General features: G+C 62.8%; 24 protein-coding genes. 8 read left to right on the top strand and 16 right to left on the bottom strand.

All coding sequences use genetic code 11. The annotated features are described in order from the left end of the window. Positions 1-13 precede the first annotated feature (13 nt). Entirely contained in the window at positions 14-1567 is a 1554-nt protein-coding gene (locus THECO_RS06945; protein ID WP_015254336.1) for a DEAD/DEAH box helicase, read from the bottom strand. A gap of 151 nt (positions 1568-1718) precedes the next feature. On the opposite strand from THECO_RS06945, the gene THECO_RS06940 reads away from it, so the two are divergent. The 3 genes from THECO_RS06940 (at position 1719) to THECO_RS06930 (ending at position 4195) form a co-directional block, all read left to right on the top strand. Continuing rightward, complete coding sequence (locus THECO_RS06940; RefSeq protein ID WP_015254335.1) at positions 1719-2546, top strand: YitT family protein; 828 nt, start codon at positions 1719-1721, stop codon at positions 2544-2546. A gap of 119 nt (positions 2547-2665) precedes the next feature. After that, positions 2666-2866 carry a hypothetical protein gene (locus THECO_RS06935; protein WP_015254334.1) on the top strand — a complete coding sequence of 67 codons (201 nt, stop codon included), beginning with the start codon at positions 2666-2668 and terminating at the stop codon, positions 2864-2866. A 165-nt stretch (positions 2867-3031) separates the two neighbouring features. Then, positions 3032-4195, top strand: coding sequence for a putative glycoside hydrolase (locus tag THECO_RS06930; protein WP_015254333.1), 1164 nt, complete (start codon positions 3032-3034; stop codon positions 4193-4195). 54 nt (positions 4196-4249) lie between these two features. On the opposite strand, the gene pfkA is transcribed toward THECO_RS06930, so the two are convergent. The 3 genes from pfkA to THECO_RS06915 are packed head-to-tail and all read right to left on the bottom strand — an operon-like array spanning position 4250 to position 6703. Then, the gene (gene pfkA, locus THECO_RS06925) at positions 4250-5218 is read right to left on the bottom strand and encodes a 6-phosphofructokinase (RefSeq protein ID WP_015254332.1); all 969 of its coding nucleotides are present in this window, start codon (positions 5216-5218) and stop codon (positions 4250-4252) included. A gap of 57 nt (positions 5219-5275) precedes the next feature. Next, positions 5276-6337 (bottom strand): tetraprenyl-beta-curcumene synthase family protein, encoded by a 1062-nt coding sequence (locus tag THECO_RS06920; RefSeq protein ID WP_041854264.1) that lies wholly within the window; start codon positions 6335-6337, stop codon positions 5276-5278. A gap of 48 nt (positions 6338-6385) precedes the next feature. Further along, on the bottom strand, positions 6386-6703 hold the full coding sequence (locus tag THECO_RS06915; protein ID WP_015254330.1) for a hypothetical protein: 318 nt from the start codon (positions 6701-6703) through the stop codon (positions 6386-6388). Positions 6704-6822: 119 nt separating this feature from the next. Here THECO_RS06915 and THECO_RS06910 point away from each other — a divergent pair, with 119 nt between their 5' ends. Then, entirely contained in the window at positions 6823-7470 is a 648-nt protein-coding gene (locus tag THECO_RS06910; protein ID WP_015254329.1) for a nitroreductase family protein, read from the top strand. A 61-nt stretch (positions 7471-7531) separates the two neighbouring features. Here THECO_RS06910 and THECO_RS06905 read toward each other — a convergent pair whose 3' ends face one another. The 3 genes from THECO_RS06905 to THECO_RS06895 all read right to left on the bottom strand — a co-directional run bounded on the left by THECO_RS06905 (position 7532) and on the right by THECO_RS06895 (position 9198). Beyond that, complete coding sequence (locus THECO_RS06905) at positions 7532-8278, bottom strand: YebC/PmpR family DNA-binding transcriptional regulator (protein WP_015254328.1); 747 nt, start codon at positions 8276-8278, stop codon at positions 7532-7534. A 145-nt stretch (positions 8279-8423) separates the two neighbouring features. After that, on the bottom strand, positions 8424-8621 hold the full coding sequence (locus THECO_RS06900; RefSeq protein ID WP_015254327.1) for a cold shock domain-containing protein: 198 nt from the start codon (positions 8619-8621) through the stop codon (positions 8424-8426). A gap of 142 nt (positions 8622-8763) precedes the next feature. Then, positions 8764-9198, bottom strand: a complete 435-nt coding sequence (locus tag THECO_RS06895; RefSeq protein ID WP_015254326.1) for a hypothetical protein — start codon at positions 9196-9198, stop codon at positions 8764-8766. Between the two features lie 154 nt (positions 9199-9352). On the opposite strand from THECO_RS06895, the gene THECO_RS06890 reads away from it, so the two are divergent. The 3 genes from THECO_RS06890 (at position 9353) to pepF (ending at position 11869) form a co-directional block, all read left to right on the top strand. Then, the gene (locus tag THECO_RS06890) at positions 9353-9586 is read left to right on the top strand and encodes a hypothetical protein (protein WP_015254325.1); all 234 of its coding nucleotides are present in this window, start codon (positions 9353-9355) and stop codon (positions 9584-9586) included. A gap of 84 nt (positions 9587-9670) precedes the next feature. Then, entirely contained in the window at positions 9671-9850 is a 180-nt protein-coding gene (locus THECO_RS06885; RefSeq protein ID WP_041854262.1) for a hypothetical protein, read from the top strand. A gap of 225 nt (positions 9851-10075) precedes the next feature. Continuing rightward, complete coding sequence (pepF, locus tag THECO_RS06880; protein ID WP_041854261.1) at positions 10076-11869, top strand: oligoendopeptidase F; 1794 nt, start codon at positions 10076-10078, stop codon at positions 11867-11869. Between the two features lie 90 nt (positions 11870-11959). On the opposite strand, the gene THECO_RS06875 is transcribed toward pepF, so the two are convergent. The 5 genes from THECO_RS06875 to THECO_RS06855 all read right to left on the bottom strand — a co-directional run bounded on the left by THECO_RS06875 (position 11960) and on the right by THECO_RS06855 (position 18409). Next, positions 11960-12838, bottom strand: a complete 879-nt coding sequence (locus tag THECO_RS06875) for an ABC transporter ATP-binding protein (RefSeq protein WP_015254322.1) — start codon at positions 12836-12838, stop codon at positions 11960-11962. A gap of 4 nt (positions 12839-12842) precedes the next feature. Further along, positions 12843-15704, bottom strand: a complete 2862-nt coding sequence (locus tag THECO_RS06870; RefSeq protein WP_015254321.1) for an ABC transporter permease — start codon at positions 15702-15704, stop codon at positions 12843-12845. A 31-nt stretch (positions 15705-15735) separates the two neighbouring features. After that, positions 15736-16770, bottom strand: coding sequence for an efflux RND transporter periplasmic adaptor subunit (locus tag THECO_RS06865; protein ID WP_041853836.1), 1035 nt, complete (start codon positions 16768-16770; stop codon positions 15736-15738). Further along, entirely contained in the window at positions 16739-17461 is a 723-nt protein-coding gene (locus THECO_RS06860; RefSeq protein WP_015254319.1) for an ABC transporter ATP-binding protein, read from the bottom strand. Before THECO_RS06860 ends, THECO_RS06865 begins: the two co-directional genes overlap by 32 nt. Before the next feature lie 105 nt (positions 17462-17566). After that, positions 17567-18409 (bottom strand): DUF92 domain-containing protein, encoded by an 843-nt coding sequence (locus THECO_RS06855; RefSeq protein WP_015254318.1) that lies wholly within the window; start codon positions 18407-18409, stop codon positions 17567-17569. Positions 18410-18574: 165 nt separating this feature from the next. Here THECO_RS06855 and THECO_RS06850 point away from each other — a divergent pair, with 165 nt between their 5' ends. Next, positions 18575-19732: an HD domain-containing phosphohydrolase gene (locus THECO_RS06850; RefSeq protein WP_015254317.1), complete on the top strand. Its 1158-nt coding sequence runs from the start codon at positions 18575-18577 to the stop codon at positions 19730-19732. A gap of 45 nt (positions 19733-19777) precedes the next feature. On the opposite strand, the gene THECO_RS22585 is transcribed toward THECO_RS06850, so the two are convergent. From THECO_RS22585 to hemG, 4 genes are all read right to left on the bottom strand, one after another. Further along, on the bottom strand, positions 19778-19918 hold the full coding sequence (locus THECO_RS22585; protein WP_332306833.1) for a hypothetical protein: 141 nt from the start codon (positions 19916-19918) through the stop codon (positions 19778-19780). 1 nt (position 19919) lies between these two features. Then, entirely contained in the window at positions 19920-20534 is a 615-nt protein-coding gene (locus THECO_RS06845; RefSeq protein WP_332306832.1) for a glycerophosphodiester phosphodiesterase, read from the bottom strand. Between the two features lie 36 nt (positions 20535-20570). Continuing rightward, positions 20571-21926 (bottom strand): CapA family protein, encoded by a 1356-nt coding sequence (locus THECO_RS06840; protein ID WP_015254315.1) that lies wholly within the window; start codon positions 21924-21926, stop codon positions 20571-20573. Between the two features lie 494 nt (positions 21927-22420). Then, on the bottom strand, positions 22421-23941 hold the full coding sequence (gene hemG, locus THECO_RS06835; RefSeq protein WP_015254314.1) for a protoporphyrinogen oxidase: 1521 nt from the start codon (positions 23939-23941) through the stop codon (positions 22421-22423). Position 23942: the final 1 nt, after the last annotated feature.

The raw sequence follows: 23942 nt of genomic DNA, 5'->3' as shown, positions 1-23942 counted from the left end.
TATCCGGTCCTGGTTATTCCTCGGACCAGCCGCGCGACCGGCGAACGTCGCCATAGCTGCGTCCGCCTGCGCGCTGACGGCCACCCTCGGAGCGGCCGTAGCCTCTCCCGGAATCGCCGTATCCGCCTCTGCCGCCGCCGTATCCGTTGCCGCGGCCGCCGCTGCGGGAATTTCTTCCGCCGTAACCGCCGACGGCACCGCCAAACCGGCGCCCGCTCGAACGGATATCCGGTCTGCGCTTCTTCGCGCGGATCGGATCTTCCGGCGTCAGCTCGATTTCGACATCCTTCTTCTCGCCGGTCAGTAGCTTCATCGCCGCCGCGACCAGGTGGACCGAATCGTACTGTTCCAGCAGCTGAATCGCGATGCCTTTGTATTCGGCGAAATCGTCCTGCTGGATGATCTCGATCAGCCGTTCAGCCGTCACGCGCTGCTTCCCTTCGATCGCCTCGGCAAGGCTCGGCAGCGGACGGCGCGCGATGCGCTGGCGCGTCACCCGTTCGATGAAGTGCAGATGGTCGATCTCGCGCGGCGTCACGAACGTATAGGCGACGCCTTCCTTGCCCGCGCGGCCGGTACGGCCGATCCGGTGAACATAGCTTTCCGGATCCTGCGGCAAGTCAAAGTTGATGACGTGCGTAACCCCGGAGACGTCGAGACCGCGCGCGGCAACGTCCGTCGCGACGAGGACATCGATGCTGCCGTCGCGGAACTTGCGCATGACGGTGTCGCGCTGGTTCTGCGACAGGTCGCCGTGCAGCCCGTCCGCGGAATAGCCGCGCTTCTGCAGCGCTTCGCTCAGTTCGTCCACGCGGCGCTTCGTGCGGCCGAACACAATCGCCAGATCGGGCGATTCCATGTCGAGCAGCCGGCTGAGCGCCTCGAATTTTTCCCGTTCATGCACTTCAATGTAGATCTGCTCAATGCTCGGAGCGGTAATGTTCTTCGGAATGACCGACACATGCTCGGGGTTGCGCAGGAATTGCTGTGCAAGCTTTTGGATGTTGGGAGGCATCGTCGCGGAGAAAAGCATCGTCTGGCGCTCTTCCGGCACCAGGCTGAGAATCGTCGTAATATCCTCCATGAAGCCCATGTCCAACATTTCGTCGGCTTCGTCCAGCACGACCGTTTGGACATCGTCCAGCCGGATCGTCTTCCGGTTGATGTGGTCGAGCAGCCGTCCCGGCGTGCCGATGATGATCTGCGGCTTCTTCTTCAGCGCGCGGATCTGTCTGCCGATGTCCTGTCCGCCGTAGATCGGCAGCGTGCGGATGCCTTTGTACCGGGCGAGTTTGCCCAATTCGTCAGCCACCTGAATCGCGAGTTCGCGGGTCGGGGTCATGACGAGGGCGACGATCCGCTCTTCCTCCGGCGGAATCTTGCTGATGAGCGGGATGCCGAATGCGGCCGTCTTCCCGGTACCCGTCTGCGCTTGTCCGATCAGGTCGGCTCCGCTCATCGCAATCGGAATGGCTTTCGCCTGAATCGGCGTTGATTCCTCGAAACCCATTTCGGTAACGGCCTGCAGCACTTTCGGCTCCAGGCCGAATTCAGCGAATGTTTTCAAACTTTCTCAAACTCCTTTGTCCACTGTGCCTTCTTTAAAAAAATATCCCACTCATTATAGCACAGGTCAGCTCGCGAATACCAGCGAACGGAAATCGGCGATACTAGGCGGTGTTGACGTCCGTTTCCATACCGGGAAAGGAGCGATGACCTTGAACGCCGCGCGCCGCGTTTGGACGGCGCTCGTCATGACTTGCGCCGCGGCCCTGATCGCTTTCGGCTTCAATTTTCTCCTCATTCCGCATCGGCTGCTCTCCGGCGGCGTATCCGGCGTGTCGATGCTGCTCAGCTACGCGACGGGACTCGATACCGGCATCCTTTATTTTGCACTGAACCTTCCGATCTTAATTTGGGGCTGGTTCGCGCTCGGCCATGCCTTCATCGCCTGGAGCATTTATGCCGTCGCCGTCACCTCTTTCCTGATCCGGATTGCGCCGGTCCATTCCCTGGCAGCCGACCCGATCCTGGCGGCCGTGTTCGGCGGTGTCGCGTTCGGCATCGGCGCCGGACTTGCCCTGCGTTACGGCGGCTCGTCGGGCGGCATCGACATCATCGCGACGATTGTAACGCGGCATCGCGAAGTGCCGATCGGCATGCTGCTGTTCCTGATGAACATGAGCATCGTCCTCCTCCAGGCGCTCATGTCGGAAGACTGGGAAGGCGCGATGTACTCGCTGCTGTCGATGTACGTGAGCGGCAAGGCGATCGACATGATCCATATCCGCCAGCTCAAGGTCACGGCGTTCATCATCAGCTGCGATCCGTACCGGCTGCTCGAGAAACTCCGCCGCCTGCCGCGCGGCGTCTCGATCGTGCCGATCAAGGGCGGCTATACCGGGGAAGACAAGGTGATGCTCATGACCGTCACGACCCGGTACGAGCTGTCCACCCTGCGCGCCATGATCCGCAAGCACGATCCGAAGGCGTTCGTCAACATCGTCGAGACCGTCAGCGTCATGGGCGATTTTCGCAAAGTGTGAACGCTGCCTTTCATTTCCGGCTGTTCACTGCCAGTATCGAATGTTATAATGATAATGCACCCGGGCTTTCCGTCCTGCGTCCGGCCCTGTAATTGGTTTGAATCCGTTCGGGGAAGGTGATGCAAGTGGAAATGGCAACGGTGACGTTGTGGCAAATTGTCGAAAGGCATGCGCCCGAGCTTCTCCCGTTTCTGACGCGGAGAGAACTGAACATGAACATCGTGCTCCGCGAAGGATTCGACAGGCTCGAGCCTGAAGACGCGCTGGAGATTGTGCAGCACAGCATTTGCGAACAGCAGAAACAGAAGCTTCTGCATTGACCATTTTTAAAGACGGGAACGGCTTGACCGTTCCCGTCTTGTTTTTATCTCGACGCCGGACGGCAAGATTCTGCAAAATCTCGCAAAATTCCTCTGTCTGCAGGTTACTGCCTGTAATATAATATTAATGATGTCAAGAGAGAGCTTGCGGGGAGCGGAGAAACCATGGATATCCTGTTCACGATCTTGTTGCTGCTTCACGGCCTGATGTCCGGCAACGGCGGCCTCGACGGTCTTGCGGGCGCGCTGCCGCAGAGGGGCGGCGGGGAGATCGTCGCGGAGACTCCCGGAACGGACGGAGCGGCCGAACCGTCCGGCGGAAAGACCGATCCCCAGCCCGACGCGCCGAAGATCAAAGGCATATACGTCACGGCCCACAGCGCCGGAGGCTCGCGCATGGAGCAGCTGTTTGAGCTCGTCCGCAGCACCGACCTGAACGCGATGGTCATTGACGTGAAGGACGACTACGGGGACATCACCTGGCCGACGGTCAATCCGGACCTCGCCGAACTCGGCACGACGAAGAAGATCATCAAGGACATGGAAGCGCTGATGGCCAGGCTCGAGGCGGACGAGGTCTACCCGATCGCGCGCATCGTCGTGTTCAAGGACTCCGTCCTCGCCGAGAAGCGTCCCGACCTGTCGTTCCGCAAGGCCGACGGGAACGTATGGAAGAACGGCCGGGGCGAAAGCTTCGTCAATCCGTACCGCCGCGAAGTATGGGAATACAACGTTGCGGTAGCCAAGGAAGCGGCAAAGCTCGGATTCAAGGAAATCCAGTTCGACTATGTCCGTTTTCCGGAAGGCTTCGAGAAACGGGCTGATGAGCTGGCCTATGACAAGACCGACGAGAGCCGCGTCGATGTCGTAAGCGGTTTCGTGGAGTATGCGAAGAAGGAGCTCGAACCGCTCGGCGTCCGCGTATCGGTCGATATTTTCGGCTACGCCGCATCGGTTCCGGCCGCGGAGGGCATCGGGCAGGATTTCGTCCGGATATCGGAGCATGTCGACGTCATCAGTCCGATGGTCTATCCGAGCCACTACAGCACCGGTTGGTTCGGGCTGAAGGATCCGGACAAGGAACCTTACGCCACCATCAAGGGGGCCATGGAAGACACGCACGAGAAGCTGGAGCCGCTCGGCAGCTCAAAGCCGGTCATCCGGCCGTGGATCCAGGATTTCACGGCGAGCTGGCTCGGCAAGGGGCACTACATCCCCTACGGCAAAGCCGAGGTCGAAGCGCAGATCCGGGCGCTGGCCGATACCGGTGTCGACGAGTTTATGATCTGGAACGCGGGCAACAAATACACGGCCAATGTCCAGTACTGAAGAATGAAGGGCTGCACCCGCATCGGGTGCAGCCCTTTCGCGTCAATCACAGGTTTATTGCGACAAGCGAAGCGCCAGATTGTACAAATCCATGTTGAACGGCTTCTTCGTGCTCACGACGGTCTCGATGTCCGTCGCGACCAACTCGCCGCTCACGATACCGCAGCCTTTGCTCGAGTCGCCTTCCATCAGCTTGCGGACGGCGAAATCGCCGAGCCGGCTGGCGAGAATCCGGTCGTTGTGCGTCGGCGAGCCGCCGCGCTGGATATGGCCGAGCACCGTGACCCGCGGTTCGATGCCGCTGCGCGCGGTGATCGCTTCGGCGATGTCGTTGCCGCTTGCGGCGCCTTCCGCCACGATGACGATGCTGTGCCGTTTCCCGGCCTTGAAATTGTCATGCATCCGGCCGGCAATCGCATCGATGTCGTAGGGCACTTCGGGCACGATGATCGTCTCCGCGCCGCTCGCGAGACCCGCGTAGAGCGCGATGTCGCCGCTGTGGCGGCCCATCACTTCGACGACCGACACCCGCTCGTGCGACGTCATCGTATCGCGCAGCTTGTTGACGGCATCCACGACGATGCTGACGGCCGTATCGAAACCGATCGTGAAATCGGTGAACGGGATGTCGTTGTCGATCGTGCCCGGCAGCCCCATCGTCTTGATGCCGAGTTTGCTCAATTTGTAGGCGCCCTGGTACGATCCTTCGCCGCCGATGACGACGAGGCCGTCGATGCCGCGGCTTCTCAGCACTTCCGCGCCGCGCTGCTGCCCTTCGGGCGTCATGAACTCCTTGCATCTGGCCGTCTGCAGAATCGTCCCGCCGCGCTGAATAATGTCGCCCACGCTGCGAAGATCCATCGGGAACAGATCGTCCTTCAGAAGCCCTGCATATCCCCGCTGCACGCCGAACACTTCAAGGCCGTGGAACAGCGCGCTCCGTACAACCGCGCGGACCGCCGCGTTCATCCCCTGCGAGTCTCCGCCGCTCGTCATTACTGCAATGCGTTTTACTGCCGACATCGTATTCCCCCTGTACTGTATTCAATTGGTGTGATAGCCATGCAATGGGCGGCCGCCTCAGCGCGGCGGCTTCGCGCGGCGCCGTATCCACAGCACGTTCAGCCGGAAGAACAGCCGCGCCATCGGGCTGTTTCGCATCAATTCGCGCGCGACGAAGCGGACGACCGGCTGCTCCGCGGCCTTCGGGTCGGACAGATAGACCGCAAGCAGCCCTTCAATTACCATTTTATGGAATTTATTGGACGGCAACCGGCATGCCGCCTTGCGCGCCTGATCCGCGATCCATCCGATCCGTTGCAACATTTCCGCGTCGTTCTCATAATAGCTGCAGAAATTCAGATCGCCGCCAAGCCGGTCCTCCTCCTGGTCGATCAGATAGTCGAGCAGGATGTGCAGGCCGCACAGATAAGGAAAGTAGGCGCCCGCCATCCGCTCCGCGTCCCGTTCCGTCACATCCGGCCGGCAAGCCTCGACGAACAGCGCGAACATGCCGAGCGTCGAACCGGTCGCGGCCGCGAACTCATTCCAATACAATTCGGGATGGTCCGTCCGATGAAGCGCCCACCACCGGTGAAGGCTTTCCAGCCGCTCCTCCCGGCGGATATGCTTGTACACCTGCAGATCGCCGTAAAGCCCGGCAAACCGGGCGACATGCGGCTGCACCTTGGCATAGCCGGGCAGCCGGCGGATATTCTCCTGGCATGCGGCAACGAGCGCCGCCAGGTAGCCGCCGTCGTCCCGTTCGGCGCGGTGCGCATAGTAATCGGTCGTCTCCGCATCCGGGTCGACCGCATCGAGCATTGCCCGGTGCAGCAGACGAAAATCGTCGGGATCGAGCGACGTGCTGCGGTCGCACAGATTGTCCAGATAATCGCTGATCGTCTGCAGGGCGACGATCAGCGGGACAAGCTCTCCGTGGCGATCGTTGACCGCCGCCGCGAAGACCGCCCCGCCTTCGCAATGAAACTGCTTGCTTGACATGCTGGCCAGCGCCTGCGTGCGCAGCTCCGGATCGGGGATCGCCTCCGCCCGCGCCCGCCAGCGCGCCAGTTCATCGTACACCGCGGGCAGCACGTGCCGGTACATCCGATACATCAGCCTCAAGGGTCCGGCCGGCATGCCGCTCCCATGTTTCCGTGTCGCGTTCAACGGCGGCGCCTCCGTCCTTCAGGTGTGGCGCCGCGAATCAATCGTCTGATTGATGCGGTACCAGATGTTCAGATCGTTGATTCGGCTCGCCTGCTCCGCGATATCCGCGTTGAGCCTGCAGGATGTCTCGAAATCCTCTTCCTCGTCGAGCTGCCGCTGCAGCTCGCGGATCCTGCGCTCCAGCGCCAATATCCGGTCCGGGATGCGGCCGCGGATCGTTTCCCACCGTTCGAGAATCGCGCTTCTCACTTCCAGGGGGTACGTCTCCCACTCATGTTCAAGATCCGGCACCTCAATCCCCAGCCGTTCATCGTAGACGAACCATGAATCACCCATTGTGAACCTCCACCCAATAATGTACCATGACATCCGGCATAATTCCAGCGCGACCAATCATCCCGTTGGCGAACAGGACCGAATCGCCTATAATGAGAACGAAAGGATGGATCAACACAATGGACTACATGACATTCAAACAGATTTTGCTTGACCGGCGCAGCGTGCGCAAGTTCCAGGACCGACCCGTGGAGGCCGAGCAAATCCGCGAACTGATCGACTGCGCCCGCTACGCGCCGAGCGACACCAACTCGCAGACCTGGGAATTCATCGTCGTTACGGACCGCGAGAAGATCCGCGCCATTGAAGACATGACCTGGCAGCAGCTGCACGCGCGGGCGAAGGAAGCCGAGGAGCGGGGGCTCGCGAGGGAAGCGCGGCTGCTCGTGAAATCGTTCGGGCCGTACGCGACCGCCTTCTCGGACGCGCCGGCGCTCGTCGTCTGCCTCGCCACCCCGTACCAGTCGAAGTTCCGCGAGCGCATATTCGATCCCATCGGCCTCGTGCCGGATGAAGTCTGGCGCGAAGAAGGGATCAAGAGCAGCTGCCTCGCGGCGATGAATCTGATGCTTGCCGCCCACGCGATGGGGCTCGCCACCTGCCCGATGACGGGGCCGGTGCTGCTGGCTGAAGAGCAGCTGAAAGCGTTCCTGAGCATCGACGATTCGCGTCAGATCAACATGGTCATCGCCCTCGGCCATCCGGCCGAAACGCCGGGCAGACTCCCGCGCAAGGAGATCGACGAAATTCTGACGATCATTTCCTGATCGCACACAATCGGACAGGCTGTCTCCGTGGATCCGACAGCCTGTTTCGCCATGCGGCCCGTCATCCGCCGAGCTTGGCCAGTTCTTCGTCGTCGATCTCGTAGTTGGCGAACACGTCATGCACATCGTCGTTGTCGTCGAAGGCGTCCATCATTTTCAGCAGCTTCTCGGCGTTCTCGCCCTCCACCTTGACCGTCGTTCGCGGCAGCCAGCGAATGCCGGCGCTCTCGAACGTCAGGCCGCTTCCTTCGAGGGCTTGCTTCACTTTGATGAAATCGGCGGGAGCCGTCAAGATCTCGTACAAGTCCTCGTTCACGATAATGTCCTCCGCTCCGGCATCAATCGCCGCCATCAGCATCGAATCTTCGTCGATATCATGCGCTTCGCGGCTGACGACGAGCAGCCCCTTCTCATCGAACAGGTACGAAACGCAGCCCGACTCGCCCATGTTGCCGCCGCGCTTGTTGAAAATGGCGCGCACGTCGGCCGCCGTCCGGTTCCGGTTGTCGGTCAGACATTTCACCATGATGGCGACGCCGCCCGGGCCGTACCCTTCGTAGATGATTTCTTCGTAATCTTCGCCCCCGGCGGTCGCCGTCGCGCGCTTGATCGCGCGTTCGATGTTCTCGATCGGCATCTGCTCCGCGCGGGCGTTCGCGATCGCGTTCTTCAGCGCAAGGTTCGCTTCGGGATACGGACCGCCCCGGCGGGCGTGCATGTAGATTTCCCTCGCCAGCTTGACGAACTTGTTGTTCCGCGCCTGGTCGGCCTTGCCCTTACGGTCTTTGAACAGTTTGAACTTCGGCATGTCATGATCCTCCCGGGCTTGATTCCATACAGCAGTTTACCACTGCCGGCGGTTTCCGGTCAAAAAGAGGCAAACAAGAAAGACCCCGGATGATCCGGGGCCTTGCTCGTGTCGTGCATCTTCTATTATAAGAAGTTGTTCATTCTTATAACTTGATGACGTTGGCCGCTTGCGGTCCGCGATTGCCCTGAGTGATTTCGAATTCGACGAGCTGGCCTTCGTCCAGCGTCTTGAACCCTTCACCCTGAATGGCCGAGAAGTGGACGAACACGTCGTCGCCGTCTTCGACTTGAATGAAGCCGTAACCCTTCTCAGCGTTAAACCATTTTACCGTACCTTTCAAATGAACAACCTCCTAAAATTCACGCCGATCGTCCGGCGCTTACACACAGTATAAGCGTTGGCCGACCAAAAAGCAAATCAAACTTTCCGGAGGCTGCACATTTTCTTTCTGCGGACGCGGCGTTCCAACGGAATCGTGTTCCTTATACAGGCGATGCGGGCCGATCATGCGGCAGCTCGCCGGCGACATAGCGGCCGCTTCCGTCCCTGCCGTCCGCCGCGAAGTCGTCCATGAACCGCTTAAGCGACGCCTCGCGTCCGGCGCGGTGATGGTCCAGACTGCCGTAATACGAAAAGTCGAACAGATCTTGCAAACCTTCCAGCTTGGCCGTTGAGACGTCAATCTCGGTCCGCGCTTCCCTGAACAGCTCCTCCTGCGGCAGCCTGTAGCGCGGATCGACCGCGACGGCCCGGAAACCGCGCCTCGCGGCAGCGGCCGTGAACGACGACGCCCCCGCCGCCGCATCCAGCACTTCGCCCCGCGGATCAAACGGCTCGGCGAGCGCGAACATGCGCACATACTCCGCGAAGCTCCGGCACGTGAACGCCGTGCCGACCTGGTCATACTTCCGATCCATGCTCATCTCTCCTCTTCTCGTCTCATCCGTTCTCGTCTTGTCTCAAGGAATCCGGGTCTCCCCGGCCCTTTCCTTCATCATACAGGGGCTGCGGTTGATTTCCAACCCCCCGTTCGTTATGATGGGAACAAAACGCCAACGCGGAGAGATTGCCGTGATCAAAAAAGTTCAGATTTACAAGCGCGACAAATACAATATGCTGACGGTGGAAGTGCAGGGCAAATCGCTCGTCGTCCGCGAGATCTCCGATGCGTGGGGCGAAGAGTGCCACACGTTTCTGAGCCGTCCGGAGATGCTGGCCTGGGCGGAATCCCGTTTTCAGGCGGACCGGCTGGAAGGCGGCGAAGCGGAGCGGGAAGCGATTCTCGAGAAGTTCCGTTCGATCTGACCTGCCCCCATTGTGCCGGAGCCGGGAAGGAAAAACATGCCGTGCGGCGAATTGCTTGGGGAACGCAGGAATCTGGAGGAACCGATGGATACCACAGCACTCGTCATTTTCATCATCGCCGCCTTTTCGTTCGGTGCCGTCCTCGTCATGAAACGGGATACGATTGCCCCGCCGATGCGGCGGTTTCTCGCGCTGATCGCCATCGTGATGATCGCATCCGCGTTCATCATGCTGGTGTACGCCTTTCTGACCTTAGGCGGCTGATCCCGGCATCGGATACGGCCGGTCAGAGCCGTGCTCTGACCCGGCTCATGAAGCGGCGCGCCGCGGCGCATACTAGAGGGCAAAAAAGGAAGTGCAGTCATGAACTGGCTTTCCGCCCTGCTTGCGCTCGGCCTGATCGGCGCCGCCGCGGCGCCCGTCCCGATCGACCGCGCGGCCGAACATGCTGTGCGGTTCGATATCATGTCCCCAAGGAGGAACCAAGACATGAAGCAAGTGCCGAAACGTTCCGAGACGAACCCGAAATACCGGTGGAGGCTGGAAGATTTGTTCGCTTCCCAGGCCGATTGGGACCGGGAATACGAGCAGGCCAAGGCGCTGATCGCCAAGGCGGCCGAATTCCAGGGCAAGCTGGCCGATCCGGCCCGGCTCAAGGCCTGCTTCGAGCTGGAGGATGAACTGTCGCTCCACGTCGAGCGGCTCTACGTGTACGCGAACATGCGCCACCACGAAGACACGGCCGAGCCGAACAACATGGCGCTCGCGGACAAGTCGAAGAAACTGAGCGTCGAAGCGAACGAAGCGCTCTCATTCATTACGCCGGAAGTGCTCAGCCTGCCGGACGAGACGCTCGAGAAGATGATCGCCGATCCGAATCTGGCGCCCTACAAGTTCACGCTCGAAGAGATGCGGCGCCAGAAAGCGCACGTGCTCGGCAAGAGCGAAGAAGCGCTGCTCGCCCAGGCGGGCAACATCAGCCAGGCGCCGAATACGATTTTCGGCATGCTGAACAACGCCGACCTGAAATTCCCGACCATCAAGAATGAAAACGGCGAAGACGTCGAACTGACCCACGGCACGTACATCCAGTTCCTAGAGAGCCGCGACCGTTCGGTTCGCGAAGCCGCGTTCAAGGCAATGTACGAAACCTACGGCAAGCTGAAGAACACGCTCGCCTCGACGCTCGCCGCCAACGTGAACAAGAACCTGTTCTACGCCCGGGCGCGCAAATATCCGTCCGCACTGGAAATGTCGCTCTTCGCCGACAACATTCCGAAGGACGTGTACACGAACCTGATCGACACGATCCACCGTCATCTGCCGCTCATGTACCGCTACATGGAGCTGCGGCGGAAGCTGCTCGGCGTCGAAGAACTGCACATGTACGACCTGTTCGCGCCGCTGGTGGAAGAGTTCAAGATGGAAATTCCGTACGAGCAGGCGAAGCTTACCGTGCTGGAGGGCCTGGCGCCGCTCGGTCCGGATTATCAGAACGTGCTGAAGGAAGGGTTCGAAGGCGGCTGGATCGACGTCTACGAGAACCAGGGCAAACGGAGCGGCGCTTACAGCTGGGGCGCTTACGGCACCCACCCCTACGTGCTGCTCAACCACAAGGACAACCTGAACAGCATGTTCACGCTGGCGCATGAAATGGGCCACGCCCTGCACTCGTATTATTCGGACCGGCACCAGTCTTACCGGAACGCGCAGTACACCATTTTCCTCGCCGAGGTCGCGTCGACGCTGAACGAATCGCTGCTGATGGACTACCTGCTGAAGCGGACGAACGACCCGAAGGAAAAAATGTATCTGCTGACGTACTACGCCGACCAATTTCGCACGACGGTGTTCCGCCAGACGATGTTCGCCGAGTTCGAGAAAATCATCCACGAGAAGGCGGAAGCCGGCGAATCACTGACGCCGCAGCTCCTGTCGAAAATCTACTACGATCTGAACAAGCTGTACTACGGCGACGGTATGGTCGTCGACCAGGACATCGAGATGGAATGGGCGCGCATTCCGCATTTCTACTCGAGCTTCTACGTTTACAAGTACGCGACCGGCTTCTCGGCCGCGACGAGCTTCGCGAAGCAGATCCTCGACGAAGGCGAGCCGGCCGTCGAGCGGTACCTCGGCTTCCTGAAGAGCGGCGGCAGCGACTACTCGATCAACATCCTGAAGCGAGCCGGGGTTGACATGTCGACGCCGGAACCAATCGAACAGGCGATGAGCGTGTTCGAAGATTTGATCCGTCAAATGGAAGAATTGACCCAGGCGTAAAGAAAGCGGCCGTGCCCGGAATGGGCCGGCCGCTTCGGCTTGCGACAGGGTTGCCGTCCGGATTCGCCCGCGGCGCATCGGATGGCTTGTTTATTTCGCCTCGGCTTTCTCCTCGTCCGGCGGGTACAGGACGATGCGTCCGTTCTCCATCTCCACGCGCACCCGCCGCGCGTTCCGGAATCCTTCCGCATTCATGAACCCGGCGGGAATCTGCAGCCGCCCCGTCTTGTCGACGACGGCATATTCCACATGGCTCTCTTCGCGCTCGAGATTCTCGTAGTCTTCGCGGTACGAACGGCGGATGATCTCCGACGACGTCTTCCCGTCGCGGATCGCGACGACGCGGTCGACCTTGCGCGCGAGCTGCGGATCGTGCGTGACGATGACGATCGTCAACCCCAACGTCCGGTTCAGCTCGCGGAACAGGTCGAGCACCTGGTTCGACGTCTTCGTGTCGAGCGCGCCGGTCGGCTCGTCGGCGAGCAGCAGCTTGGGATGGTTGGCGAGGGCGATCGCGATCGCGACGCGCTGCTGCTCGCCGCCCGACAGCTCGCTGAGCCGGTTCTTCATCCGGTGCCCGAGCCCGACCGCCTCGAGCAGCTCGACCGCCCGCGCCCGGCGCCGCCTTCCGCGCAGCAGAATCGGGAGCTCCACATTCTCGAGCGCGGTCAGGTACGGAATCAGGTTCCGCGCCTTGTTCTGCCAGACGAAACCGACCGTCTCCCGCTTGTACCTGACAAGATCGCGCTCCGAGAACGCGAGCAGATCTTTCCCGTCAACCATCAGCTTCCCGGCGGAAGGACGGTCGAGGCCGCCCAGCATGTTGAGCAGCGTCGATTTGCCGCTCCCGCTGTTGCCGATGATCGCCATCAGCTCGCCGGTCTCGACCCTGAGGTCGAGCCCCTGCAACGCCACGACTTCAAGGTCTTTCGTCTTGTAGATTTTCACGAGTCCGTCGCAGACAATCATGCCGTCACTCCTCCCCCAGTTTGAGTGCCTGGGCGATCTTCACGCGCGCGAGCCGCCAGCCGAGCACGATGAGCCCCAGGGCCAGCATGACTGCCACCACGCCGTAGAGCTGCGCGTAATCGCCGGCATGGCGGACGATTTCGAACGGCGGCACCTGCTCGGACGGATTGAACGCCATCTCGAAGAGCGGCACGAACTGTTCGCTCACGACATTGCCGACGATGACGCCGATGACGACGGCGGCGACGGTCGTCAGCAGCTGCTCGCTCGCCAGCATGCCGATGAGTTGCCCGAACGGGATGCCCATCGCCCGCAGCACGCCGAACTGGAGCGTCCGCCCGGACAGCGACAGCAGCCAGAACACGAGGAAGCCGAAGAAGCTGATCAGCATCGAGATGACGAAGCCGAGTGTCATGACGCCGTTGATCGCGAGCCGGAACGGATCGTTCTTCGACCGGATCAGCTCCTGGCCCGCATCCTGCAGCGAAGTGAGCGGGTATCCCGCTTCCGTGATCGCTTCGTACAAGGCCGCGCTGGAGGCGGCGCCGTCCTCCAGGTTCAGCCACACCTCGTACGGCTCGAGCGCCAGCCGATTGTGGATCGCGGACAGCCGGGCGACGACGAGCCTCGGCTTCTCCTGCTTGCCGGGAGCCGGCAGCGGGTTCCAGCCCGGCCAGTAGTCGACGACGCCGAAGACGGTCAACATCGTGGAGTCCAGTCCTTCCCAGCCGATGTAGATCGGATCGCCCGGCCCGACGCCGAACTCTTCGGCCACCGAGCGGGAGATCAGCACGCCCCGCGGATCGGAGGCGAGCAGGTTCAGATACGCGTTCAGGTGGTAATCGAGCAGACCGTTTTTCATCCATGCCGTCCGGCCGAATTCGTAGGTTTCGATTCCGTACGTCGTGACGCCCCCGCCGCCCGCGGCGTTCAGGCGGGCGTCTTCCTTGACGAAGACGCGTGCCGCCGCTTCGACGCCGGGCATTTCGGTGAACGGCAGGAACGGCGGTTCGGTGTACTGCACCCGCTTCGGCGGCGCGGCGTCCGCCTCCGTCTGCTGCGGCGCCGGCCCGCCGGCCATCGGCGGCGGCGCATCGTTCTCCCACCGCGACGTGAGCACGACGTCCGCCCCGATCGCATAGCGGATCTTGTTCTCCATGTTGTCGCCGATCGTCCGGGCGGCGTTCGCGCTGAACAGGCCGGTCGCCACCGTCATGATGAGGAACACTTTGATGCCCAGATACTGGCCGGACGAGCGGCTGATCGTCACGAGCGTCGAATAGAGCGCCGGCGGCCACCATCTCCGGCCGAGAAAATAGACCAGCCGGATGAACCACGGGTAGAGCCGGAGGATGAACAGCCCGCCGCCGAGCGCCAGCACGGCCGGCATCACGAACAGCAGCGGATCGACCTGGAGCGAGCCGGCTTCCAGCGCCAGCTCGCGCATGTCGGCCGACTGGCGCCGGAAATCGCTCAGCAGCCAGACCGCCGCCGCGATCAGGATGAGATCAATGCCTGTCTTGTGCCAGAACGGCGTCTTCTCCAGGCGGGCCGACTCGCGCTTGCGGTCGACGATCGACGTCCTCGCCGCCCGCCCGGCCGGAACGAGCGTCAGCAGCGCCGCTCCGAACGCCGCGCTTGCCGCGATCGCCCAGACGCCGCCGGTCAGCTCGACATCGAGGGCCGCGCGGTCGACGAACGTCAGGAAGCCGCTCGACGCGCCGAGCATCTTCGTGAACAGGACGCCGAGCCAGGGGCCGACAGCCCATGCGGCGGCGCCGAGCATCAGCCCTTCCGCCGCGTAGGCCAGCAGCACCTGCAGACGGCTCGCCCCACGGCTGCGCAGCACCGCAATCTCCGTCTTCTGCCGCTCGACGATCAGGCCGGCCGTCATATAGAGGTAGAAGGCGAGCATCATCATGACCGGCGCATACAGCGACAGCAGCACGACGCCGAGCCGCTCCCGCTTCTTCTCGTACGTCTCGATCTTCTCGAGCATCGCAATCGTCAGATCGGCGTTGTACGAGAAGCGGTTCGCGAGGTACCGGTCCATGTACGCGGACTGCTCGAGGAACGTCTCGATGCCGGTCGTTTTCAGCTGCGTATAATCGAGCGCCAGCACGTACTGGAAACCGCCCAATTGCAGGCGGCCGCCGTACACGAAGTCGCGCATGAACACGTCGTGCGGGATGTAGAACGACGATTCGTAGTTCTGAAGCGGATACGGCGCGTAGGCGTCGATCGCCTCCGGCGCGGCGGATTCGATGACGCCAACCGGCAGAATGCGGAACTTCTCGCCGGTTTCGCGGTTCAGTCCCGTAATCTCCTCGCCGAGATCCCGTTTGAGCTTGATGAGGAACGACTGGGTGACGAGCGCTTCGTACACGCCGTCGCTGCGGCCGGCATCCGGCATCCGGCCGTCGATCAGCCGGATCTGCCGCTCCAGATTGCTGACGGCGCGGAAGCTTCCGACGACGTTCGTGTTCCTGATCTCCTGTTCCGTCGCGTCCGCACCGTAGACGCGGAGCATGATCGTGGACCGGGCGGCATACCCCGAATGCATGCTCAGGCCGACGCGCTCCGGAAAACCGAACACATACCGGTCCAGATTGTCCACGACCTGCGCCGCCCTGGCGCGGTCGTCAATTGTGCCGGGCAGCGCGTTCACGCGCATGTATCCGGGATAAACATTACGTTCGGTCTGCATCAATTGCAGCTCTTTCTGCAGCGTCCGCTCCAGAATCGCGTTCGCATAGAGCGGCATCGAGCTGAACAGCGCCACGCACACGGTCAGCCCGAACCACAGATTGAGCTGCAGCCATTTGGTGCTGGCCATCTTGCGCAAGATCATGACCCACAAGGCCAAGGCGCTCCACTCCCCCGCGCCGTGCGGCGCGCTAGTTGTTCAAGATTACCCGGGCGCCTTCTTCCAGTCCGCGGACAATCTCGACCTCGGTCGACGTCTTCAGCCCGACCTCGACATCGACTTCCTTGCGGCGCTCGCCGTCGGCGATCTGCACATACTCGCGTCCGAGGTACGTGCGAAGGCCGGCGCGCGGGATGACGATGGCGTTCTCGCGCCGCTGCAGCGGAATCTCGAAGTCGGCGCCGGTGCCGATCCCGGCGTCTTGCGGCGGGTTGTCCAGTTCGAGCACGATGGTGCGCGAATTGCGCTCCTGCTCCGTCTTGTCGGTTGTGAGCGGCGCGTTCGACGGCGCCTGCACGACCTCCGCCCGGTACATCTCGCCGCCATAGACGACCGCCGCCTCCATGCCGGGATGGACGCCGAGCAGATCGGTCGCCGACGCCGCCACATAGGTCAGCCGGACCTGCTTCGGATCGGATACGGTGACGAGCGGCCGATAGGCGGTGACCGAATCGCCGGGCGCGATTTCCGCGACATACGTCACCTCGCCGTCAAACGGCGCAACGAGCCGCGACTTCTCAAGCTGCTCCTCGAGCGCCTCGAGGCTGATTCGCTCCCGCTCAAGATCGATCTCGCGCAGCCGCAGGTCGCGGCCGGTCAATCCGTCGATCCGCGCCTGCTCGTATTGGATCTGCGCCCGCTCGACGTTCAGCCGCTGCAGCCGGATGCGCAGCTCGAGATCGCCGACATCGAGCTCCAGAACCGTCTGGCCGGCTTTGACCTCATCGCCCTGCTTCACATGCACCGCCAGCACCCGTCCCCCGGATTCGCGGAAGTAGAGCGGCTCGCTGCGGCTCGACGTGAACGTCGCCGAGCCGCGCAGCACCGTCTGGATCGTGCCGCGCTTCGCCTCGACGACATCGAACACTTCTTCCTTCGGCTGCACCAGCGGTGGTGCAAGCGCTTCCTCTTCCTGCGGCAGCAAGGAACAGCCGGCCGCGATCATCAGTGCCGCCAGCGCGGCCGCCGCGCGGTCAAGACCGCGTCGCAGCCGGCGTCTCCGCATGTTTGACAATTCTCCCATCCTCCAATGCGATCACTTGATCGACCAGCTCCATAATGCCGGGATCGTGCGTCGTCAGCACGACCGTCGTGCCTAATCGTTTCACCAGATCGCGGAACACGCGGATGATCGTAAGCCCCATCCGGCTGTCGAGCTCGGCCGTCGGCTCGTCGGCGATGAGCAGCCGCGGCTCGTGGGCGATCGCCCGGGCGATCGCGACCCGCTGCTGTTCGCCGCCCGACAGTTCCGGCGGGCGATGCTTCATCCGCTCTTTCATGCCGACCCACTCGAGGGCGCGCTCCACCCGCTCGCGTCCCGCCTTGACGCCTGCGACGCTCAGGCCGAATTCGACGTTCTCGTAAGCCGACATCAGCGGCATCAGACCGAACGACTGGAAGACGAGCCCGATCTCCCGGCGCCGCAAGGCGTTCTTCTGCTTCTCCGGCATGGCCGTCAGATCCCGGCCGTCCCACCAGACGCGTCCCGCCGTCGGCTCATCCAGGGCGCACAGGATGTTCAGGAGCGTCGTCTTGCCCGACCCCGAACGGCCGACCAACGCGGTAATCGTGCCTTGCCGGATCGTCAGGTCGATCCCGTCGAGAGCCGTGACGGCGCCGCTGCCGCTGCCGAATACCCGCCGGATGCCTTCCGTGCGCAGCATGACGCGTAAATTGCAATCGTTTTCAATTGACATGATCGTTGTCCCTCCCGCACGTCGGACCATAAAATGCCGGAAAACCATTTAAGAGCATAATAGGCATCTCGGGAACGAGGTGTCAATTTAAATCTTCGGCAGATTTCAGATTTTTGACAATAACACGGCCAGCGCCGCGAGCGCCCCCGCTACCAGCGACGAGATGAGATTGACGAGATCGTTCGTCATCCAGCGCCGGCCCTGGGCGTGCAGCGCCGGCTCGCCGCAGTGGACCTCGCGTTCCGTGAGGGCGCCGCACGTCAGGCAGCGGTACATCGCCTGCAGCCAGGCGCCGAGCAGCGAATCGGCCATCGCGCCGGCCAGACCGGCAACAGCCGCCATGACGATCAGCGCGGCCGCCGGAAGCCCCGACGCTTCCACGCCGCCCAGCAGCGCGGCAGAGACGCCGATCAGCGCGGCGCCGGAGAGCGCGGCGAAAGTGCCGAGCGGCGTCACCCCGCCGCTCGTCCCCGCCGGCACGGCGCGGCCGGTCAGCACGGAGCGCGGCTGCGTCCGGCTTAGGGCGCCGATCTCCGTCGCCCAGGTGTCGGCGTTCACGGACGCCATGACGCCGATGAAGGCGGCGGCAAGCGCCGGCTCCGGCCAGACCGCATGCGCCGCGCAAAGCGCGAGGCCGATGCCGCCGTTCGCCCACACTTGTCCCGCGTCGCGCCGCCCGGTCTTCGCGTAATGGCGTTCCGCCTCCCTTTTCGCGCGGATATGCCGCTTCCAGCGGGACCAGAAGACGGAGGTGGCGAAGAAGACAAGCAGCAAGCCGTACCAGAGCGGCCCGCCGAGGGCGAAATAGACGGCGCCCATCACCACGGCGGACCAGGCGCCCGACGCCGAGAGCGCCTGTTTGCGCCAGGCGATCCAGGCGATCAGCCCGCTGCCCGCAAACCCGGCTGCCCATCGCAGAGGCATCGAAGCGGCAAATTCGTCCAGCATGAGTTCAACTTCCTTCCGGTTGATACGCACCCGCAGGCCCGTGAGGCCGCATGACGGCTTTTCAGATCCGGGCGGCAGGAGATGCGCGATTGATGTCGAAATTTACGGAAAATGCTCCGGCATGTCCGGAAAGCCACGAGACCGTTTGGCAAGGAGTGTCGCCCGTTGCCCGTTTATCCCCGTGAATTCGAACGGGAGCCCGCGCTCCGGGAGGAATTGACGCCCGAGCAGATGCTCCGCATCATTTTCGATTATACCGCAAAAATTGCGAACGAACGAAACCTGCACAATGTGCTCGTCCTGATGGCGAATATGGAGCGGGAGATGATTTTGGCCGACCGGTGCACCGTCTGGCTGGTCGACTACAAGCGCGGCGAACTGTTCACAACGGTCGCCCACGGCGTGAGCGAGATCCGTGTGCCGCTCGGTTCGGGTCTCGTCGGCCATTCGATCGCGCTCGGCCAGCCGCTGCTGATCGAGGACGCCTATCAGGATCCCCGCCACAACGCGGAGAACGACCGGAAGACGGGGTATCGGACGAAATCCGTCATTACCGTGCCGTTCGTCGGCAACGACGGCAGCATCATCGGCGCTTATCAGGCCGTCAACAAGATGACGAAGGAAGGCGTCTTCACGCAGCGCGACCTGGAAAATTTGTCGCTGGCCGCCTCCTACGCGGGCAAGTCGCTCGAATCGGTCATGCTGCACGAAGAGATCGTCGCCACGCAGAAGGAGATTATTTTCCGGATGGGCGAAATCGGCGAGAGCCGGTCGAAGGAGACGGGCAACCACGTCAAACGGGTGGCCGAATACCCCCGCATCCTCGCCCTCGGTCTCGGCCTGCCGCAGGAGGAAGCCGAGAAGATCCGGGTGGCGTCCCCGATGCACGACATCGGCAAAGTCGCCATCCCCGACGCGGTGCTGAAGAAGCCGGGCAAGCTGACCGACGAAGAATACGAGATCATGAAAACCCACACGACGATCGGATACAATCTGCTTAGGGGATCGAACCGCGAACTGCTGCGCACGGCCGCCCATATTGCACACGAACACCACGAGAAATGGGACGGCACCGGCTACCCGCGCGGCCTGAAAGGCGAGGAAATCCACCTGTATGGACGGATTACGGCGGTGGCCGACGTGTTCGATGCGCTCGGCAGCGACCGGGTGTACAAGAAAGCCTGGGAACTCGAGCGAATCATCAACCTGTTCCGCGAAGAGCGGGGCCGGCACTTCGACCCGAAGCTGGTCGACGTCTTCATGGAACAGCTTCCGCGCATGCTTGAAGCGCGCGACCGTTACAAAGATGAACTGCAGGAATGACGCAAACGGCCGGAAGGCGCCTGACGGCATCCTCCGGCCGTTGCTTTATCTCCCGAACCACTTGAACTTCCTCCCCGCCTTCAGCTCGCCGAAGCGATCGGGGTAGTTCGTGCAGATGATGATGTCTTCGCCCATTGCGGCGATCCGCCGCATCCCGGGCTTCCGGTCGACCGTCCAGGCCATCACCTCAAGGCCCGCCTTGCGGAACGACGCCATCCGCTCGGCCGTCAGCCTGGTCCAGCCGATCGACAGGAACGCCGCGCCGATGCGCGCGAGCCTGTTCGAGCCCCGGCGGGGCGGCATCGATGATCAGTCCCGTTCGTATTGAACGCTCCGCTTCCTTCACCCGCCTGAGCGCCAGCGGATCAAACGACGTAATGACGGAGTTGCGGATCCGATCGTGCCGACGGAGCAGCCCGACGACCGCCGCCTCGATGCCCGGATAGCGGCCGCCGTAAGTTTTCAGCTCGATGTTCAGCCTGCACTTGCCCGCCGTCAGTTCCAGCACCTGCTCCAGCGTCGGCACGGGCTCGCCGCGAAATTCCGGGGAAAACCAGCTTCCCGCGTCCATCGAAGCCAGTTCCGCCGCCGTGAAATCGGCCACGCGGCCTTTGCGGTCAGTCGTCCGGTTCACCGTGTCGTCGTGCATGACGACCGGCACGCCGTCCTTCGACAGCTGCACGTCCAGTTCGATCCATTCGACGAACGGGAACGTGAGCGCCTTCTTCATCGCCGCCATCGTGTTCTCGGGCGCAAGCCCGGACGCGCCCCGGTGCGCGCAGCACGGATTGGCAATTCCCACGCCTTGAGGCCTCCTTCCCCCTGTTGCCCGCTCCGGTCAAGCCGCTCCGGCCGCTCCGGCGTCTTCGGCCTCGGCAGCCGGACGAAGCGTGCCGTCTTCGCCGACCGTGACGCCGAATGAAATCCGCTCCAGCTGATCAAGCATCGCCTGCCGCGCCTCGCCTTCCAGCGGCTCCGGACGCGACGGCTCGATCGCCCGCATCGGGACGAATTGCAGCTCGCATCCTCCGCCCTTCGTGCAGACCGCGTTCAGCACGCCCGTGTCGCGCGTATCCTCGTTCTTCGTCACATTGAAAATGAAATTGCCGAGGCTGTACGCGATCCATCTGCCGTTGTAATGCTCGAAACCCTGCAGAACATGCGGGTGAGAGCCGACGACGAGATCGGCGCCCGCGTCGATGTAGGCGCGGGCCAGTTGCTTCTCGATGTCGCGCGGCTTGCGGCTAAGCTCCTCGCCCCAGTGGGCGTACACAATGATCAGATCATGGGACTCCCTGGCGCGTTCGATCGCTTCCACCGCCCTGCGCGGATCGTACGTTTCCGCCACGCCGGGATGGTTTTTGTCCGCTTTCCAGCTGACTTCCGGCACGACGCGGCTCAGGCTGAAAACCGCGATCGACATGCCCCTCACGTCGAAGACGGCCGGCTTGAACGCTTCTTCATCATTGCGGCCGGCTCCCGCATGTTTGAGATTCGTCTCGTTCAGATGGTCGATCGTATCCAGCAGTCCTTCGACGCCCTGGTCAAGCGTATGGTTGTTCGCAAGCGAGACGAAGTCGATGCCCGCTTCGCGCAGCGACGGGAGAAGTTCCGGACTGCCTTTAAACACGTATTTCTTGTTTTCAGCCGGCGTGCCGCGCGTTGTGATCGGATTTTCGAGGTTGCCGATCGTCAGATCCGGTTCCTGCAGGTAAGGCAGCGCCTTCGCGTACGGGTAGTCGAAACCTTCGCGGCGCATCAGCTTCTCAACGGACGAAGCCAGCAGGATGTCGCCGACGAACGCGAGCCTGACCGGCTCCTCGGCCGGTTCCGCTTCTTCCCCTGCCGACGGCGGAGGCGTTATGCCGTTCCCGTCTTCAGCGCCATCCGCACCGGTCCCCGCATCCGCGGTGTTGTTCGCGACCTTGTCTTCACCGCCTTCCGCATTTGCGGTTCCCTCGTCCTGCGGCAAGCTCACGTCCGGCTCCGAAACCGGACCTTCTTCCGCCGTCAACGGCGGATTCGGCGCGCCGGAACTGTTTTCCCGCCCGGACAGCCATTTGCCTGACGCAATGCCGTACGCCAGCGCGGCGATGGCGATCAACATGCCTATGTTCAGCAGCGCAAGCCGGCGCAGACGCCGTCTGCGTCTGTTCCGATCCCGCGCGCGCGAGTCAACCCGCGAGAGTCCCATTTCCCACAAATCCCCTTAACCGGTATTCACCGCCGCTCCGGCGGCGTTCATCCCATCACATTATAGCAGGAAAAGCGGCTGACACGGCTTGGAAGACAAAAAAATTTCCGTGCGCAAACGCCGGTGCGGAGTAACGCGGATACCGCGTTACAGCAGTGCGCGGAGCCAGGCAGTAGCTGCTGTAACATGCATACCGCGTTACAGCGGTGCGCGAGACCCCATCGGCGCGGCTGTAACGTGCATACCGCGTTACAGCGGTGCGCGAGACCCCGTCGACGCGGCTGTAACGTGCATTCCGCGTTACAGCGGTGCGCGAGACCCCGTCGGCGCGGCTGTAACGTGCATTCCGCGTTACAGCGGTGCGCGAGACCCCGTCGGCGCGGCTGTAACGTGCATACCGCGTTACAGCGGCTTGCGGAGCTTTGCTGGCGCAAAATATGAAAACGGCCGGGCAGGAACAGATCCTGACCGACCGTTTCAAACCCGAATATGGATCATGAAGCGGAGCCGCACAGCTCCCGAATCGCCGCCTCCGCCGTCTCCTTCGCCTGCCGGATGCAGTCCGGCAGCCCGATGCCGTCGAACGCCGCGCCGGCGGTCCAGACGCCCGGCAGCGCCTCGGCGAGCTTCCGCTTGAAATCGCGCATCGCCTCGACGTGGCCGACCGGATATTGCGGCATGGAACGATGGAGCCGCGTAACCTCCGTCATCACCGGCGCAGCCGTCACCCCGATCAGTTCCTCCAGATCGTGCCGCACAAGCCGAATGAGCTGATTGTCCGGCAGCGAAACCGCGTCCTCGTCGCCCGAGCGGCCGATATAGCAACGCAGCAGCACCTTGTCCGGCGGGCTCGTATGGAGCCACTTCGTCGACGTCCAAGTGCACGCCGTAATCTGCCGGCCTTCCGTGCGCGGCACAAGGAAGCCGGAACCGGCGAACTCGCGGCCGAAGGACGCCTTGTCGAAGGCCAGCACGACATTGGCGACGGACGCGTACCGGACGGCGCGGAGCATGCCGCAGTCGACATGATCCCGAAGCAGCGCCTCCGCTTCATACGCCGGAGCCGTCACGACGACGGCGTCGGCTTGCAGTTCTTCCCCGTCGTCGAACACGACCGCATAGCGGCGAGCCGGCTCGTCCGATGCCCCGGCGGCGCCTTTCCTTAGCGCCGTTGCTTTCCGTCCGCGCCGCCATTCGGCCCCGGACAGCTCCCGCTCCAGCGCTTCGACGAGCGTCGCCAGGCCGCGGCGGAAATTCAGGAACGGCGCCCCCTTGTACCGGGCAAGAATCGCATCCGCCGGCGTCTGCGCCGCCTGCCCGGCCTGCCCCGCCGCTCCGCCGGCGCCGGCAGCCGGGGCCGGGCGCCGCCGCATGGCGCGGCGCATGCCGAGGATCAGGCTGCCGTGCTTCAGCTCCGCCTCGCGGAACTGCGGGAACGTCGCCCGCAGACTGAGCTTGTCCAGCTCCCCCGCGTAGATGCCGGCCAGAAGCGGCTCGGCAATCCGCTCGACAACTTCGCGTCCGAGCCGCCGCGTCAGGAAATCGCCGATTGACTCGTCGTCATTCCCTTTCCGCGCGGGCAGGACGAAGTCGAGTCCGGCGCGCAGCTTGCCCGCCGGCGACAGGAGACCGGTCTTCAGCATCGGCGCAATCTCGGTCGGAATGCCGAGCATGAGGCCGTCCGGCATCGGATGCAGCTTGCCGCGGAAGACGATGAACGACTTCTTGCCCGACGGATTGATCGGCACGAGCTCCTCTTCAATGCCGAGATCGACGGCCAAATCGAGGATCGCCTTCTTGCGGGCGAGGAACGAATCCGGCCCCTTCTCGATGACGAAGCCGTCCTTCCGCAGCGTCTCGATCTTTCCGCCGAGCCGCTCCGACGCCTCCGCGATCGCCACGCGGACGGGCAATCCGGCGGCTTCGGCCGACCTGCGCAAATAGTAAGCGGCGGCGAGCCCGGTGATCCCGCCGCCGACAACGACGATCGTTTTCGGCTCTGCTGCTGCCGCCATC

This window comes from Thermobacillus composti KWC4, assembly GCF_000227705.2.
Taxonomy (GTDB): Bacteria; Bacillota; Bacilli; order Paenibacillales; family Paenibacillaceae; genus Thermobacillus; species Thermobacillus xylanilyticus.
This window is presented reverse-complemented; position numbering and strand designations above follow the sequence as displayed.

Coding starts and splice junctions, on each gene's coding strand:
- hemG (WP_015254314.1), bottom strand. CDS start 23,941: ATGGCGGCAGCAGCAGAGCCGAAAACGATCGTCGTTGTCGGCGGCGGG.
- THECO_RS06920 (WP_041854264.1), bottom strand. CDS start 6,337: ATGCCGGCCGGACCCTTGAGGCTGATGTATCGGATGTACCGGCACGTG.
- THECO_RS06840 (WP_015254315.1), bottom strand. CDS start 21,926: ATGGGACTCTCGCGGGTTGACTCGCGCGCGCGGGATCGGAACAGACGC.
- THECO_RS06860 (WP_015254319.1), bottom strand. CDS start 17,461: ATGTCAATTGAAAACGATTGCAATTTACGCGTCATGCTGCGCACGGAA.
- THECO_RS06875 (WP_015254322.1), bottom strand. CDS start 12,838: ATGATTGTCTGCGACGGACTCGTGAAAATCTACAAGACGAAAGACCTT.
- THECO_RS06930 (WP_015254333.1), top strand. CDS start 3,032: ATGGATATCCTGTTCACGATCTTGTTGCTGCTTCACGGCCTGATGTCC.
- THECO_RS06855 (WP_015254318.1), bottom strand. CDS start 18,409: ATGCTGGACGAATTTGCCGCTTCGATGCCTCTGCGATGGGCAGCCGGG.
- THECO_RS06915 (WP_015254330.1), bottom strand. CDS start 6,703: ATGGGTGATTCATGGTTCGTCTACGATGAACGGCTGGGGATTGAGGTG.
- THECO_RS06865 (WP_041853836.1), bottom strand. CDS start 16,770: ATGCGGAGACGCCGGCTGCGACGCGGTCTTGACCGCGCGGCGGCCGCG.
- pfkA (WP_015254332.1), bottom strand. CDS start 5,218: ATGTCGGCAGTAAAACGCATTGCAGTAATGACGAGCGGCGGAGACTCG.
- THECO_RS06895 (WP_015254326.1), bottom strand. CDS start 9,198: ATGGATCGGAAGTATGACCAGGTCGGCACGGCGTTCACGTGCCGGAGC.
- THECO_RS06905 (WP_015254328.1), bottom strand. CDS start 8,278: ATGCCGAAGTTCAAACTGTTCAAAGACCGTAAGGGCAAGGCCGACCAG.
- THECO_RS06935 (WP_015254334.1), top strand. CDS start 2,666: ATGCAAGTGGAAATGGCAACGGTGACGTTGTGGCAAATTGTCGAAAGG.
- THECO_RS06885 (WP_041854262.1), top strand. CDS start 9,671: ATGGATACCACAGCACTCGTCATTTTCATCATCGCCGCCTTTTCGTTC.
- THECO_RS06910 (WP_015254329.1), top strand. CDS start 6,823: ATGGACTACATGACATTCAAACAGATTTTGCTTGACCGGCGCAGCGTG.
- pepF (WP_041854261.1), top strand. CDS start 10,076: ATGAAGCAAGTGCCGAAACGTTCCGAGACGAACCCGAAATACCGGTGG.